At 40.5% G+C, this 15274-nt stretch carries 15 protein-coding genes; 6 read left to right on the forward strand and 9 right to left on the reverse strand.

What is annotated here, in order from left to right:
* Positions 1–56 precede the first annotated feature (56 nt).
* The 3 genes from BUA83_RS09440 to BUA83_RS09450 form a co-directional block, all read right to left on the reverse strand.
* Positions 57–872: a hypothetical protein gene (locus BUA83_RS09440; protein WP_072936002.1), complete on the reverse strand. Its 816-nt coding sequence runs from the start codon at positions 870–872 to the stop codon at positions 57–59.
* A 115-nt stretch (positions 873–987) separates the two neighbouring features.
* On the reverse strand, positions 988–5493 hold the full coding sequence (locus BUA83_RS09445; protein WP_072936003.1) for a hypothetical protein: 4506 nt from the start codon (positions 5491–5493) through the stop codon (positions 988–990).
* A 329-nt stretch (positions 5494–5822) separates the two neighbouring features.
* Positions 5823–6692, reverse strand: coding sequence for a MetQ/NlpA family ABC transporter substrate-binding protein (locus tag BUA83_RS09450; RefSeq protein ID WP_072936004.1), 870 nt, complete (start codon positions 6690–6692; stop codon positions 5823–5825).
* Between the two features lie 199 nt (positions 6693–6891).
* On the opposite strand from BUA83_RS09450, the gene BUA83_RS09455 reads away from it, so the two are divergent.
* Complete coding sequence (locus BUA83_RS09455; protein ID WP_072936005.1) at positions 6892–7938, forward strand: threonine aldolase family protein; 1047 nt, start codon at positions 6892–6894, stop codon at positions 7936–7938.
* Positions 7939–8001: 63 nt separating this feature from the next.
* On the opposite strand, the gene thiW is transcribed toward BUA83_RS09455, so the two are convergent.
* Both thiW and BUA83_RS09465 read right to left on the reverse strand, forming a co-directional pair.
* On the reverse strand, positions 8002–8517 hold the full coding sequence (gene thiW / locus BUA83_RS09460) for an energy coupling factor transporter S component ThiW (RefSeq protein ID WP_072936006.1): 516 nt from the start codon (positions 8515–8517) through the stop codon (positions 8002–8004).
* 173 nt (positions 8518–8690) lie between these two features.
* Complete coding sequence (locus tag BUA83_RS09465; RefSeq protein WP_072936007.1) at positions 8691–8876, reverse strand: toxin-antitoxin system HicB family antitoxin; 186 nt, start codon at positions 8874–8876, stop codon at positions 8691–8693.
* Positions 8877–9032: 156 nt separating this feature from the next.
* On the opposite strand from BUA83_RS09465, the gene BUA83_RS12840 reads away from it, so the two are divergent.
* A complete protein-coding gene (locus BUA83_RS12840; RefSeq protein ID WP_072936008.1) occupies positions 9033–9329 on the forward strand; it encodes a hypothetical protein in 297 nt (98 codons plus the stop codon).
* 56 nt (positions 9330–9385) lie between these two features.
* Here BUA83_RS12840 and BUA83_RS09475 read toward each other — a convergent pair whose 3' ends face one another.
* Positions 9386–9982: a hydrolase gene (locus BUA83_RS09475; RefSeq protein WP_072936009.1), complete on the reverse strand. Its 597-nt coding sequence runs from the start codon at positions 9980–9982 to the stop codon at positions 9386–9388.
* A 168-nt stretch (positions 9983–10150) separates the two neighbouring features.
* Positions 10151–10339 carry a hypothetical protein gene (locus tag BUA83_RS09480; RefSeq protein WP_072936010.1) on the reverse strand — a complete coding sequence of 63 codons (189 nt, stop codon included), beginning with the start codon at positions 10337–10339 and terminating at the stop codon, positions 10151–10153.
* A 194-nt stretch (positions 10340–10533) separates the two neighbouring features.
* On the opposite strand from BUA83_RS09480, the gene BUA83_RS09485 reads away from it, so the two are divergent.
* The 3 genes from BUA83_RS09485 (at position 10534) to dsdA (ending at position 13608) form a co-directional block, all read left to right on the forward strand.
* Positions 10534–11385, forward strand: coding sequence for a hypothetical protein (locus BUA83_RS09485; protein WP_072936011.1), 852 nt, complete (start codon positions 10534–10536; stop codon positions 11383–11385).
* Between the two features lie 24 nt (positions 11386–11409).
* Positions 11410–12087: a hypothetical protein gene (locus tag BUA83_RS09490; protein WP_072936012.1), complete on the forward strand. Its 678-nt coding sequence runs from the start codon at positions 11410–11412 to the stop codon at positions 12085–12087.
* 207 nt (positions 12088–12294) lie between these two features.
* Entirely contained in the window at positions 12295–13608 is a 1314-nt protein-coding gene (dsdA, locus tag BUA83_RS09495; RefSeq protein ID WP_072936074.1) for a D-serine ammonia-lyase, read from the forward strand.
* Positions 13609–13669: 61 nt separating this feature from the next.
* Here dsdA and BUA83_RS09500 read toward each other — a convergent pair whose 3' ends face one another.
* Both BUA83_RS09500 and BUA83_RS09505 read right to left on the reverse strand, forming a co-directional pair.
* The gene (locus BUA83_RS09500) at positions 13670–14263 is read right to left on the reverse strand and encodes a 4Fe-4S binding protein (protein ID WP_072936013.1); all 594 of its coding nucleotides are present in this window, start codon (positions 14261–14263) and stop codon (positions 13670–13672) included.
* Positions 14260–14463 carry an ATP-binding protein gene (locus tag BUA83_RS09505; RefSeq protein WP_072936014.1) on the reverse strand — a complete coding sequence of 68 codons (204 nt, stop codon included), beginning with the start codon at positions 14461–14463 and terminating at the stop codon, positions 14260–14262. Before BUA83_RS09505 ends, BUA83_RS09500 begins: the two co-directional genes overlap by 4 nt.
* 223 nt (positions 14464–14686) lie before the next feature.
* Here BUA83_RS09505 and rbr point away from each other — a divergent pair, with 223 nt between their 5' ends.
* The gene (gene rbr / locus BUA83_RS09510; RefSeq protein ID WP_072936015.1) at positions 14687–15226 is read left to right on the forward strand and encodes a rubrerythrin; all 540 of its coding nucleotides are present in this window, start codon (positions 14687–14689) and stop codon (positions 15224–15226) included.
* Positions 15227–15274 lie beyond the last annotated feature (48 nt).

Raw genomic sequence — 15274 nt, forward strand, 5'->3', positions numbered from 1 at the left:
CTTTCTATAGAGCTTAATTGTTTTTGCATGAAAAAATATTTTATTCAATTTATATATTAACCTTCAGGAAATTTCCCCTTTAATGCATCCAGCAAGGCCTCCGCTTCTATCCTTCTATTTCGTTCATTCCTCAACACATCATAATACCAATCGTTATGCCCCCATCCCATAAGCTCCTGTACTACAAAAAAGATACAAATAATCGTTGCCAGTAACCATATGTAAATGAAACCGATAAAATAATAAATTAATAATAAACTTCCACCAGCATATTCAGTACAAAAGTGATATAATTCTTTGATTTCTTCTCTAATTGTATTTACCTTAACGCCAATTACGATTACGTATTCCCCCCTATCAAGTTCATTTGTACTTAACGCAGCGCGCGTATACAATTCCCCTGACAATTGAGCTTGTTGAAATCCATCAAATAATACTTCATCCCCTGAATATATCGTTACTCCTGTATTTCCCGTACTTAAATCAAATTTATTTTGTATTTTTTGTATTTTCGTTTCCATATCAGCCTCTTCCGACAAAATTGTTCTCACCTCGTAATCAATTTTCTCGATGTTCTCGACTAAATTCTTGTAAGCGCCACAAGCAGTATTATCCAAAAAGAGGACAGCCCACAGACACGCAACCATAAAACCCATGAACAAGGTAAGAACCGCCATCCATATAGTATGGGATAGCCCTGACCTATTTTCTCGCCCAAATCTCAAGAAAAAAAGAATTAACGCGCATACAAGGGAAAAAACACATACACCTCTAATCAACAAACAAACGTATATATTAAGTACTAGCACTAAATTTGCTATAACCCAAATTATCAGTGAACCCCCAGCAACATACCTTAACATTCCTGTCACTTCGTTTTCCTCCTTTTTTTGAAAAGCTCGGTTTTAATTGTTTAGATTATCCGCGCCACAATTTTTCAGCACTAATTCAAACCACGATATTTTTTTTAAATTATTTTCTCTCTTTTTATTCCTCATCAAACAACTGATTCCTATACTCTTGGTGCTGCTTAAGTATATCATCCAATTCTCCATATTCATTTTCATGAAAGATGTTCTCCCAAAAATGGATAGTTATCTTTTTCTTTAAGTAAAAATACACAGGAAAATTCATAGCACCCTTCCCTATATTGTCTATTTTTAAAACATTATTTTTCTTATCGCGCTCATTAATCAATTCTCTATCTGAATACTCTAATACATACTTGCGAATCTCAGGTGTCAACAGTTCATCACTGACAAAGTCCAAATAAGCACTAACAATTTTATTGTCAAAACGCATCATAGCAAATATCATTTCCCCTATTTGTGTTACCTCATTGCAAAAATAATCATTCTCATCAAAATACAGGTACTTTCTGTTGTTCATTAACCTATTGATGTTTAATTTTATACTGCCATAAAAATCAGTTGATTGTATAGTGTGATAAAAATCAGTTTTATGCATTCCTTTTTCGAAAAAAATCCGACAGGCTGCACCAAACGGCAAATACTTTTTTTGCGTGCAATTGCGAAAATATGCTACCAGGTTAACAAATCTCTCAATAATTTTAATTATCAATAGATCTCCTTCTGAATCTTCCTTATGTTTAATTTTATCAGCTATCACTCTAATTTGATGTAAAATAGCCTTAGTTTCCCCATAATCCTGCATTAAATCTGCCAGTATAAATTTGAAAAACAAAAGGTCCACCGCATAGCGAAGACTGGATATATCTTCTTTATGTAAAAGATTTTTTAACACATCATCCACAAAAACATATGAATTGTACCTGACTCCTGACCCATTAAACCGAATTAACCAACATTGTGTATATTTTATTTGCAATTCATGCCAAAAATCCTCATTATATTTTTCTGCTGCTTTTATATATTCTTTGTTTTCATGACAAAATCTTAAAACCTCCTCTGCGTACTCAGCAGCCTTATCCTTGTCCCCCATTTTATAAGCATATCCTGCAAGCCAAGTTACAGCAGCTGCATAAAAATATAATACCAAAACCGCCTTTTCATCGAAATAATCTTCAATTTCAAATCCCAGTTCTTCAATATTCATATAACCAATATCCATATATTGCCAGCTCAAATCAAATATCTTTTTGACCTTATTCAGCTTTCCTTCTTGCTCATATTGGAGTACCAACCCTATGGCCACAGCAAAAAACAAAATGATAGTATTGTCATTAACAGCTTCTGAAAAGCGCTTGTTCGTTCTAAATCCTTCCAAAAATTTTTCCCGTTCTTTCCTATACTGTCTCGCCTGAATATAACCCAAAGGGTTTAAATATTTTAAATATGTACCTTCAAAAGGCCAAAATAAACTGGAACAGTTTACTGGGCTTTCTAAAAAAATTTCCATCGGAGATAATTCCGGATCATCAATTTTCATATGATACTCTGCGTGCCGTATGTAATCTTTTATGCGCTCTTCCCTATCGTATTCTTTTAACCTATTATCTCTGTCAGATTTAGGGAATAAATAAAAAATATCTTTCATATATTCCCGTATATCTGAAAAAAAGTCTATAGGTCGTTCCCTCTGAAGCTGTTCAATATTTTCAACTATTTTTCGATATTTGCCATCATCAGAGAAACGCATCTTATAGGCAGCAAAGTTCTTAATTAAACGCAACATCCATCTATCAATCAGAATAATCGGTCTTTTTTCTAACCATTTAAACAACCATTCAAAACTGTCATTTTTCTGGTCAGCCATACTTAAAATTTTGTTGTAAGAAAAATATATTTGCTGAACTTTCTTTTCATCTTCCTGTGTCATTTCACTTCCCAAAAGATAACATACCCCACCTACTCTACCCGAGAACATAAACGCTTCGATATTTTCCGTTAACAAACAAAATATCTGGTAATAATTATTTTTCTCACTACAGGACAAAAACTCCACTACTGCAGTCATAAACAGTGAAAAAAGCTGCTCCTTCTTTTCTTCAGGTATGATTTTCCTGTACTTCTCCCCTATAATCAAAAGCGCATATAAATCATATACTGTCCACAGATGTTTCTTTTCATGCTCAAGACTATTTAAATATGCAAGCACTCCTTGCCTAGCATCATTACCAACTTCCAGAGTCTCTAAATATGCAAATACTTCTTGTCTTGTAACATTATAAGAAATAAAATCATTTGATTCATAAATTCGGAAAAGTGTAATGAGGTATTTCGCCCAAAAAAGAGCATCGGATTTCTCCGCAGCTATATTTTGTAATTGATCATTTATACACCGAAATTTTTCGTATTCGAATCCTTTTTTTCTCCAAAATTCCCCATATCCAATCTTCAATTCGTATATCGACTTTAAACAATTATCATCCGAAGCAGCTGCGTCGCTTATTGTCTCTAAACCCTCTATTTCCTTAAATCCTACTATTTCTTTGAATTCTTCCAACAGCCTGTCTTTTTTTTCTTTAATATTTTCCCCATATTTTTCTTCAAGGAAATCAAAATAGGCTATATTTGCCAGGCGATATATTGCTCCCGATCCAGCTTGCGTATCTTTTGATAAAATAGGTTCTAAATCATATAACACTCCTAAAAAGCTTAATCTATCCCCGTTACTTACCTCCTCTATTACGCATACATCTTTAAAACTTATTCCGTCTTTAAATATTGCAAACAAAATCAAATACGGAACTATTTTTTTGTCAAATTCCCATTTCCCATAAGATTTTTCCAAAGCATCAATGTATCTCAAAAACAACTCTCTTAAATTATCAGTTCCTGATACATCTATGGAGGACACTAAATAAAACTTCGCAACAAGAAAGTTTTGGCATTGCATTGCCAGCGGTTCTAAATCCACACCTGCAGCTTTTTTTAGAAATTTTTTAATACAGTTAACATGTTCCTCGTTACTGGTATGGACACACTTTATTCTATTTTCGTCTTTTGGCAGCAGCGGGCCAATATAATCCCATAAAGCGGGAATTTCTTCTTTTGTTCTGGCAGTATAGAGTACGTATACTCCATCTGATAATTCTTCCTCTGTCGGAAAAACATCAAAAATACGAAAATCCTTTATTTCATCCAGTCCATCAATTATCAGCAGTAGTTTATCTTTATCTCTTTTCGCATATTCCTCTTGGTAATATCTTAACAACTCTGCAATTTTATTTTTCTCTCCCATTTCAATGTCTTCGGAGCACAACAAATAATCGTATACGTCTTTTAAATATGAATCATCTTTTGCCTGCTTTTGCTCACGAAACATTTCATTAATCTGAATAATAAAATCATCTGCCGTAAACAGATTTTGCCTCGAACAATGATAAGTCCTGATAACATAATTATCCAGTGAACAATCCTTATCCAACCGGACACTGTCAGAATACCTTTGATCCAGTTTAGCTGAAAACGCGCTTTTACCCATACCACGTTCCATAATTAATGCAAAACAGCCACTTTTAACCGAGTCCCCAACAAACCATGACTTAACCCAATTATTTATATACTCAGGTTCTACATAATCTTTTTCCATTTCTTTGTTAAAATTGTTTACAAGATCACTTAATTCTCTGTTTTGAGGAATTTCATCACCCATAGAAACTTGCGTATACCGTATTTTTTCATTCCTATCTGCAATTTGGTTGCGCAATCTCTCAAAATATTCTGACTTCTCATCATGATAATCAGCATGCAAATAATCAAGACATTTTATCCTTTGTTCCTTATGCGCGTCCTTACGCAAAAAATGATCAAACAAAAATAAATGCCTGTCCCGTATATAAATGTATCTTATTTCATCATCTTTTTTAAAATAATCAGACTCTGTCAGTTCTAGCTTCAATTCCCCTCCATTTTCTAATTTATCAAGCTTTTCTACACCCCGCATCAATGTATTATCTATATACAGCTTGGCATTTTTATATTGTTCGCTTAAACCGTCTACAAATTTTCCATTATTAATTTTTTCTGCATAAAATATTATTTCGTTACAAAACTCGAGGTCATATTCTGCTTTCAATGCCCCGTGACCAATCTTCTCATTCCGCCAATTCACAAAATCATGCTTATTCGTTTGTTTATATAGTGTTTCAACAGTAGTCTTCAAAACATTCTTAAGGCACTCCGGCAATTGTTCATTTTTTAAAAAGTGATCACGCGTAAACTTTACCCAACTACCTAAAGTAAGCCCATTTTTCCCATCAAACAAATCCCGCATTGCCTTTATATACACATCATCTGCAGCTATATTTCCATCTGCACTTGAATCCAGATAAGACAAAGCAAGCACCAGCGGATATCTAAGCATCAACTCGTAAATATCTTTAATCTTGAGCATTGCGCCATAAGTATTTTTCTGCTGAAATAATTTTCGCAATTCGACATACTCAACCGCAATAACAGTAGGAAAATCAGATAATACCTTTGCGTTCCAAAACTTGTCATCCTCTCCAATCGCCTGTAATCTTTTTTTCATTTTCTCACTCTGTTGGTTCTGTTGATTATTTTCCATCGGCTTTTCATTCCTTTCCGCAAAGGCATATAAAAATTTTAATGTTCCAGTTCAGTATAACACAGCTTTTACCTATTAGTTATCTTCATATATTTAATGTTTTCCCCTCTCGCTTCGGCCCACGGTCTTGTTTGCAACCATTGCGGATATGATTCGAATTGCTGTAGGTGAACTCACGCCTAAAAGCGCTTTAATATCATTCCAAGCAATGACTGTGTGCTTATACAAATAATTCAAGATAGAACTATTATTTGATTAGATTCAAAAAGAAAAATACACTTTGATAAAATGCTTCCGCATTTCGTCAAAGTGTATTTTTTCTACTGCCCTTATTCTGCCGGTACAATCGTACCCTTATACTTCTCTGCGATAAACTTACGCACCGCCTCAGAGTGGAAAATCTCCGCGATTTTCTTATACTCGGCATTATCCTTGTCCTTCGTGCGTGCCGCCAGCACCATCACAGCCAATGGCTCGGATTTATCCTCAAGGAATATCCCCTGCTTTTCTACATCAAGGCCGCCGCTCATGACATAGTTCATCGTGATAACCGCCGCATCCACATCACTGAGGCTTCTCGGAAGCTGTGCCGCCTCAAGTTCAATGAACTTCAGATTTTTCGGATTCGATTGAATGTCCTGCACCGTTGCCTTAAAACTGTTTTCCGGCAGAGTTATGACTCCGGCCTTTGCCAGCAGCATCAGCGCACGTCCGCCGTTCGTCGGATCATTTGGAATAGCAACCTTCGCGCCATCCGGCAGCTCCGTGACATTCTTCACCTTATCGCTGTAAATGCCCATCCGCATCAGGATTGTTGTTCCAATAGGTGAAAGCTCCGCATTATTCTGCGCCGCGAAATTCTTCAAAAACGGCTCATGCTGATAACTGTTTAAATCAATCTCTCCATCCGCCAGTGCCTTATCCGGCGTTATGTAATCTGAAAACTCAATAACCTTCACCATTAATCCGTGCTGTGCGGCTTCCTTTGCCACTGCTTCTGCAACCTCAGCATGAGGCCCCGCCGTCGCACCTATTTTTATCTCTTTCATCTCACCGCTGCAACAGGCAGGCTTCTCTCCCTGAGCTTCCGCAGCCGCAGGCTTTGTCTCCTTCTGCTCTGTTCCGCCGCAGCCTGTCAAAATCAGCATCATAAGAGAAACCAGCCCTATAACCAGAATCCCGAATCTTTTCAGCTTCATAATTCATTCCCCCTAATTCATATTATGTGTATATGATATTTACCTATTAAAAGAATGTCAATATATACATATAGATTTAGTATGAATTTCCTAAAGCTTGTCTATTTGTGCTTCCTCCTTATTTTTGTTAAAATCCAGGATAGCGGCTGCTCACACAGAACACCTTACGAACGGTACTAATCACTACGGGAGGCTTCTCATGAACAATTTATTGCCATTCGCGTCAGACTACATGGAGGGCGCGCACCCTGAAATACTCCGCTGTCTTGAAAAAAACAATCTTACTCCAATGACCGGCTATGGTACAGATTCTGTTTGTGCAGATGCAAAAGAGGAGATCCTTGCCGCCTGCGGCTGTCCGGAGGGTGAGGTGTTTTTCCTTTCCGGAGGAACTCAGACGAATGCGGTTGTCATCGACTCAGTTCTGCGCGGTGTCGAAGGAGTCATTGCCGCCGACACAGGACACATCAGCCTTCACGAAGCCGGCGCAATAGAGTTTACAGGCCATAAGGTTATCCAGCTCCCTCACAAGCTCGGAAAACTTAATGCCTCGGATGTAAAAAAATATTTGAAGGATTTTTACGCCGATGATAACTGCACACACATGGTACAGCCCGGCATGGTATACATATCCAATCCTACAGAATACGGTACCCTTTACACAAAATCGGAGCTAAGAGCCCTTTCGGATATCTGCCGCGAATACAATATCCCTCTTTATCTCGACGGTGCCCGGCTTGCTTACGCTCTTGCATCTCCGGAGAACGATATCACCCTCAGAGACCTGGCCTCTCTGTGTGATGTGTTCTACATCGGTGGAACAAAATGCGGCGCACTTATCGGCGAAGCCGTCGTAATCCCGAAACGCGGATACATTCCTTTTTTCTTCACATCAATAAAGCAGCACGGTGCACTGCTGGCCAAGGGATGGCTGCTTGGTGCGCAGTTCCATGTACTTTTCCATGACGGACTCTACGAACACATAGGAGCTTCCGCAATAAAAAACGCGCAAACCATACGTGCTGCGCTTGGAAAGCTTGGACTTCCGCTTTTCTTTGATACTCCTTCAAATCAGACATTTGTGATTTTCCCCAACGAAAAGCTCCCTGCCTTAAAGGAAAAGGTCAACTACGGCTTCTGGGAAAAATATGATGAAACCCACACCGTAATACGATTTGCCACCAGCTGGGCCACTACAGAAGAAAACACCCAAAAGCTGATTGCAGTTCTAAAAGGATTATTTTAACCCACAAAGAAAAAAGACCGCATCAAAGGCTGAAAATCGCCGCGATTCGGTCTTTTTTCGTGTCTACCGCCTATTTAAAATTCTTTCCCTCATATACGAAAGGACACGCGAACGCTCAAGTCCTTTCACCAAAAAAGCTGCCGCAAGCGATCCACCCGCTGTGCTTATAAGAAACGGCATCACGAAAGCAAACAGAGCCGCCTCTCTTCCAAGCAGAAATACCGCCACAGGATAAGCAAGAAGACCTCCGACAATACCTGTTCCCACAACCTCCGCGGCGCATGTAAGGCTCAGCCTTCCGGTATAGTGATACATAATCCCGCATAAAAGAGCACCTGCCATACTTCCTGGGAATGCCAAAAGCGTTCCTGTTCCCATCAAATTTCTCAAAAGCGAAGCGCAAAAAGCAATCGCAACTCCCCACCATGGTCCAAGCAGCACCGCCGCAAGCACATTGACCATGTGCTGAATGGGAAAGCATTTCGAAGCTCCGACAGGTATATAGAATCCTGACAGTGCAATGATAACAGCCATAAGCATCCCGCTTACGACAATTTTTCTGTGGTGTTTGTGGCTCATTTATTTACCCCTTCCCTATTCTGCAAACTGCATACACATTCTACTTCCACTAAGTTAATCAATCAAGATGTACTGAAGATTTCATCGAACCCTGCTTTGCATCCGATTTCATCCGGATATTGCAATGAAAAAGAACGGAGAAACTAAATTTATTGATCCGGGCCGGTAAAATGCTATTTTTCTGTTGCTTCCTTTTCCGGCTGTTCGGCAAGATGTGCCAGCACATAAGCGCAGCACTGGGCAACGAGATTATTCATTGATACACCCTGCTGCTGTGCGACCGCACTCAATTGATTAACAAGATCTTCGGGCAACCGAAATGTTTTATTAACCATTTCCGGCTTCTTTACATAAAACATAAGAACCCTCCTTCTTGAACCATTGTATGTAAATATTCACGCAAAATGCACACACTAAAAACAAATGTATATTCGCAAGGTGTCCGTGAAGCTATGAAAGAAGTCATGGATGATATTGCCGTAACTTACTAAAATTTAGAACTTGGAGTGGTAGCTGTGCACTATAGAAAATGGATTACGATTGTGATGACAGTAACAATGCTTTTATTCACAACGAGTTTGGATGCAAAAAACAACACATTTGAAGGTGGTTCAGAGGAAATCGAAGAAGATAGCAAATATGAATCTGACATTCACGCTGACGATGGGTTTACCAACTCTTCAAAAAAGGGCAACTACGGCTTCTGGGAAAAATATGATGAAACCCACACCGTAATACGATTTGCCACCAGCTGGGCCACAACGGAGGAAAACACCCAAAAGCTGATTGAAGTACTCAAAGAATTGTTCTGACACGCAAAAAAGGCCGAACCACAGTGAAAATTCACGGTGATTCGGTCTTTTCCATGTCAATTTTCAATTTCCCTGCGAAGCTCATCCTCCGTAGCTGCCATAGCCTGCAGTGTGAGCGTTAAAAGCTTATCAAGCTCCCATCCCAGCTGCTCTGCTCCGCGTTCTATAACTTCACGTGAACATCCTGCGGCAAACCCCTTGCTTTTATATTTCTTCTTGAGCGATTTAAGCTCCATATCCTTTGTACTCTTGGAAGGACGCATAAGCGCTGCCGCTCCGATAAGCCCTGTAAGCTCATCTACTGCAAACAGCACCTTTTCCATTGTATGCTCCGGCTTGGTATCAAGGGTTGTTCCATTCCCGATTGTAATCCCATAACCGTGAGATACAACCGCATGAATGATGTCCTCCCCTACCCCGCCCTCACGCAAAAGCTCAGGTGCTTTTATGCAGTGCTCTGTGGGATACAGCTCAAAGTCAATGTCATGCAAAAGCCCGACAATACCCCAGTAATCCGCATCGTCTCCATAGCCCATTTCCTTTGCGAACCATTTCATAACAGCTTCGACGGTGAATGCGTGCTGCAGGTGAAACGGATCCTTATTGTATTTCTTCAGCAGTGCCAGCGCATCTTCTCTCGATATTGCTTCCATGAATCCCACTCCCTTTCTCATATTAAGATACATGGTATATTTCTCTGCTAACCATGTCAATATACATGTATTATTGCCAGTTACATCCCTAAAAATCTTACGATAAGCAAAAATGCGCCCGTGTATCTTTCGATATCATCGGACGTTTTATTTTTTAAATATGAAAAATCACACTTTTTTCTCGACCTCTTCCTTCGGCGAGTCAGCCAGATGGGCCAGGGCATAGGAACAGCACTGAGCTACAAGATTATTCATGGACACGCCCCGCTGTTGAGCAACTACACTCAATTGATTAATAAGATCTTCGGGCAACCGAAATGTTTTATTAACCATTTCCGGCTTCTTTACATAAAACATAAGAACCCTCCTTCTTGAACCATTGTATGTAAATATTCACGCAAAATGCACACGTTAAAAACAAACGCTAATTTACACATATATTTATAAGTGTAAATCACACTTGTAAACGTAAATGCATAATGATAGAATTATTTATATATTAGATTTAATGATTGTCGGACAATACACCGCAGGAAGGGAAGGCGTTTGCCATGGAACGGAGATCAAACGTATGGAAAGGACTCGTAACTACAGCTTCATTATGCATATTTTGCTGCGCTCTATTTCTAGGCTATTATGAACAAACTGCCGAAGCGCGCGCTGAAGTACGCGTTGCAGAACGTGAAATGAAAAAAAGCCGTGATTATCAGGGTGGTGGCGCTATCTATGAGCGCGCACGACGCATCATATACGGCATGAACCCGCCAAGCGGGCCGGAAGGACGCATACGAATTGCAGTTGTTATTGACGGTTCAGAAGATTTGCTCGTTGAGGACCAAGTAAAAGATGAAATATACAAACAAATCCGTAATAAATTCCCACGTGAAGAATTTGCTGTTATGAAAGGAACAGATGTAGTAACGAAACTCCTACAATTCGAAGAAGACAAGGGTTATGAGGAGTGGTCTGCTTCAACTACGGAATGGAGCAACGATAATGGAGATAGCGGGAAAAATATTAACAGAGGCGCCCGCGCATTAGATAAAGATGGTCTACCATTGCCTGGAAGGCAACCAAACAACATTTCTTATGTTTCACGCGAAGACTTTGTTCGCGCAGGACGTGCATGTGATTATGATTATATTTTCGCAGTAACAATTTCTCACGGTGACTCGTCTTATGCAGAGACACATAACTTTATCATCTACCAAAGCGTAACTCGCAAAAAATCCGTATGGCTTCGTGTTCGCTTTGTTGACATGGCGAGCGGAAATTATCTATACCGCCGTGATGTAGCCGCCTATGGCGAAACTGGCGGTCACCGCGGTCGTGCCCGCATATATTCGCAAGGTGTCCGTGAAGCTATGAAAGAAGTCATGGATGATATTGCCGTAACTTACTAAAACTTAGAACTTGGAGTGGTAGCTGTGCACTATAGAAAATGGATTACGATTGTGATGACAGTAACAATGCTTTTATTCACCACGAGTTTGGATGCAAAAAACAACACATTTGAAGGTGGTTCAGAGGAAATCGAAGAAGATAGCGAATATGAATCTGACATTCACGCTGACGATTGGTTTACCAACTCTTCAAAAAGGGGCAACTACGGCTCCGATGAAGAAAAGGGCGAAACAGGCGAGGACGAGGCTGAAAAAAAGAAAAAGGACCGTTACTTCGAAATATATCGTGACGAAACCTACATCTACAGTATGGACAGAAAAACCGCTCATTATACGCGAGTGCCTCAGACAATTGATGAAAAGATGATTGATGTTTGGATAAAGCTCACACCTGTAGAATATACTTCGGGACGTGATGATTACTCCTATGCGCCTAAATATTACCTCGAACATTATCTTCTTCGTATAAAATATAAACAGGTTCAGTTCCTTTGCGAAATGGAAGTCACCGGACGTCCGCGCAACGATATTGATGAGAAACGCTATGACCCGCGTCAATGGGAACGTCTTGTACCTGGAAGCATCGAAGAAATAATATATCACGCTGTTCTTGAAAATAAATCTAAGGTTCATAACGAATCTAAGGCCAACGGAACAGATGCCCGTGATTATATTGAAAACACATTCAATATTTCATTGTAATATCCATCATTTACCAAATGCCCCGCTCTATTTTAGTTCGGGGTATTTTTATTTTCTAAGATAAGAAATTATGAAAAAACGTTTGATGTATTCTAATTTAGTGATACGATAAATTGAGATTGCTCGTTTCATCTGCACAAATAAAGACTTCCAAAACTTATACGAAAGCGAAGTGATTTCTGTACTATGAAAGCATATGCATCAGAAATGATAAAAAGAGACTCTGTATTCAGGGATATCGCTGAAAAGCGTGAAACACTATGGCTTAATGACAAGTATCTTCCATATGACATGGTTGATGCCCTTTGTCAGCTCATAGTCTCAGATAGTGATATCGAAGACGCGGAAAAAAGGCTGCACAGATTTGCACCTTACATAATGAAATGCTTTCCCGAAACGGTGAACAGCCGCGGAATCATTGAATCTCCCCTTAAAGACATAAAAGCCATGCAAAGGCGCATGGAAAAAGAGTTTGATATAAGCATCCCCGGACGCCTTTTTCTCAAAATGGACAGCCACCTTCCAATAGCAGGCTCTGTAAAGGCCCGCGGTGGCATATATGAAGTATTGAAGCACGCGGAAGCTCTGGCTGTAGAAGCCGGTATTCTAAGCTATTCCGACAATTATGAACAGCTTGCAGAAAAGAAATATAAGGATTTCTTCAGCCGCTATACAGTACAGGTCGGCTCTACGGGAAATCTGGGGCTTTCAATAGGTATCATGAGCGCTGCCTTAGGCTTTCGCGTCAAGGTTCATATGTCGGCTGATGCGAAGCAGTGGAAAAAAGACCTCCTGCGCTCAAAAGGGGTAGAGGTTATCGAATATAATGATGACTACTCCAAGGCTGTAGCAGAGGGACGCCGCCTTTCTGATGAGGATCCCATGAGTTATTTTGTTGATGATGAATATTCTGTCGCCCTTTTCCTAGGCTATGCCGTTGCCGCGAAACGCCTGAAGCATCAGCTTGATGAAATGGACATCACTGTTGATGCTGAGCATCCGCTTATCGTATATATCCCCTGCGGCGTCGGAGGGGCTCCGGGCGGTATTCTTTACGGGCTGAAACGGATTTTTGGGGATAATGTTCACGTATTCTTCTGTGAACCTGTACTCTTCCCCTCCGTGCTTATCGGGATGGCTTCAGATTTATATGAAAAAGCAAATGTCGCAGATTTTGATATACACGGCATTTCAGAGGCTGACGGTCTTGCCTGTGCCAGCCCTTCGGGTTTTGTCACGCGCATTGACCGAAACCTTCTTTCAGGAGATTTCACGATACAGGATGAAAAACTGTATACCTTCATGCGTATGCTCATGGAAACGGAAGATGTGCGCATCGAGCCTTCAAGCTGCGCCGCATTTATCGGGCCTCACTCTCTCATGAATGCCCGGAACGGTCTTTCTTATCTGAAAGCACACGACCTCACTCCATCACTGATGAAGAACGCAACACAGCTCTGTTGGGCAACAGGAGGAAATCTCGTACCTGAGAAAGTATGGCAGGAATATCTTAGCAAATAATGTTAAAGCCTTAGAATAGTCCAATAATTGGACTATTCTAAGGCTTTTTTAATATATTAAATCATTCATTATTGTTACGAACCTTACAAATCATCTGCGTCATCGTTCCCATCGGACACACAGCACACCAGGACCTCGGCTTGAACAAAAGCATAAGTAAAATCCCTATAATCGCAGATGTCAGCATAAGACTATAAAGTCCAAAGGCAAACTGCGCCTGCCAAGGTTCAACACTGCCCGCGGTGTAGGCCCATTCCCACGGCACTCTTATACTCCAAAAAAGAGTTACTGCCTCGGAAAGCTCTTTCGCCCCTGCTGACACAAGATAAGTCGTATAAAGCATCTGTCCGAACATGCTCATGAAGAATGTGAGAAAGCCATAGCGAAACCACGAACTCCTGAGCCACGAAGGCATCAGCTTTCCGGTTGAAAAGCCTGTCTGCCCTCCTATGACGCGCAGAAGCTGGCCTCTGTCACAATATTTATTGCAGAAATCCTTTGTGCCGAAGCCGATTGCAAAAACAAACGGCAGAAAAAAGCTTATTAGCCCCAGCCAGGCAAATATAATATTGAAAAATCCCATAGCAAAATAAAACACAGACCATATCCAGAGGTAATGGTACCAGCGCTTCTTAATGGGCTGTATAGGCTTCATTCTGCCACCTCCATAGTCACTGCTCCGGCAGGACAGACCATTTCACATCTTCCACAGCCGATACAAAGGCTTATATCCACCGCTGCATAGCTTCCCTTCATCACCTTCACTACACCGCGCGGACAGACATCCTCACAGCTGCCGCAGGCAACACATACACCTCTCTCGACGGCCGCATGCCGCCGTTTTACATTCCCCATAATACATTTTCCTTCCTCTTTCTGCTTGTTTAGTGAATAAAGTATCGCACACATAAAAATTCATTACTGTGACTTTGTTACATACAGAACAATAACTTCTGCTTTAGAATAATATCATACTTCTTATATTGTATTTTAATTGGGAAGTATGTATAATATTCATAATAAATAGATTTTTCAAAAAACAATCTATGTTATTTATGACAAGTAGGAGGAAAACAAAATGGCCAACAAGTACGCAGGAACACAGACAGAAAAGAATCTTCAGGCTGCTTTCGCAGGAGAGAGCCAGGCACGCAACAAGTACACTTATTTTGCTTCCAAAGCAAAGAAAGACGGATTTGAACAGATTGCTGCACTTTTCCTCAAAACCGCAGATAACGAAAAAGAGCATGCAAAAATGTGGTTTAAGGAACTCGAGGGTATCGGTGATACCGCAGCCAATCTCAAGGACGCTGCTGACGGAGAAAACTACGAGTGGACGGATATGTACGAAGGTTTTGCAAAGACCGCCGAGGAAGAAGGCTTTACCGCACTCGCAGCGAAATTCCGTATGGTCGCAGCTATCGAGAAGCATCACGAGGAGCGCTACCGCGCACTTTTGAAAAATGTCGAAATGAAGCAGGTATTCGAAAAGAGCGAGGTCAAGGTTTGGGAGTGCCGCAACTGCGGACATATTGTTGTCGGTACAAAAGCACCGCAGGTATGCCCTGTATGCGCACATCCGCAGAGCTACTTCGAAATCAACGCTGAAAATTACTGAGATACAGCTACCAAAAAATCCGGCCGCTCCGCTAAGGAGTGACCGGAT

It is taken from the genome of Schwartzia succinivorans DSM 10502 (assembly GCF_900129225.1).
Taxonomy (GTDB): domain Bacteria; phylum Bacillota; class Negativicutes; order Selenomonadales; family Selenomonadaceae; genus Schwartzia; species Schwartzia succinivorans.

Excerpts from the sequence above, each read along its gene's own strand:
- BUA83_RS09445 (WP_072936003.1), bottom strand. The coding sequence starts at position 5,493 with ATGGAAAATAATCAACAGAACCAACAGAGTGAGAAAATGAAAAAAAGA.
- BUA83_RS09450 (WP_072936004.1), bottom strand. The coding sequence starts at position 6,692 with ATGAAGCTGAAAAGATTCGGGATTCTGGTTATAGGGCTGGTTTCTCTT.
- BUA83_RS09455 (WP_072936005.1), top strand. The coding sequence starts at position 6,892 with ATGAACAATTTATTGCCATTCGCGTCAGACTACATGGAGGGCGCGCAC.
- thiW (WP_072936006.1), bottom strand. The coding sequence starts at position 8,517 with ATGAGCCACAAACACCACAGAAAAATTGTCGTAAGCGGGATGCTTATG.
- BUA83_RS09465 (WP_072936007.1), bottom strand. The coding sequence starts at position 8,876 with ATGTTTTATGTAAAGAAGCCGGAAATGGTTAATAAAACATTTCGGTTG.
- BUA83_RS09475 (WP_072936009.1), bottom strand. The coding sequence starts at position 9,982 with ATGGAAGCAATATCGAGAGAAGATGCGCTGGCACTGCTGAAGAAATAC.
- BUA83_RS09480 (WP_072936010.1), bottom strand. The coding sequence starts at position 10,339 with ATGTTTTATGTAAAGAAGCCGGAAATGGTTAATAAAACATTTCGGTTG.
- BUA83_RS09485 (WP_072936011.1), top strand. The coding sequence starts at position 10,534 with ATGGAACGGAGATCAAACGTATGGAAAGGACTCGTAACTACAGCTTCA.
- dsdA (WP_072936074.1), top strand. The coding sequence starts at position 12,295 with ATGATAAAAAGAGACTCTGTATTCAGGGATATCGCTGAAAAGCGTGAA.
- BUA83_RS09500 (WP_072936013.1), bottom strand. The coding sequence starts at position 14,263 with ATGAAGCCTATACAGCCCATTAAGAAGCGCTGGTACCATTACCTCTGG.
- BUA83_RS09505 (WP_072936014.1), bottom strand. The coding sequence starts at position 14,463 with ATGGGGAATGTAAAACGGCGGCATGCGGCCGTCGAGAGAGGTGTATGT.
- rbr (WP_072936015.1), top strand. The coding sequence starts at position 14,687 with ATGGCCAACAAGTACGCAGGAACACAGACAGAAAAGAATCTTCAGGCT.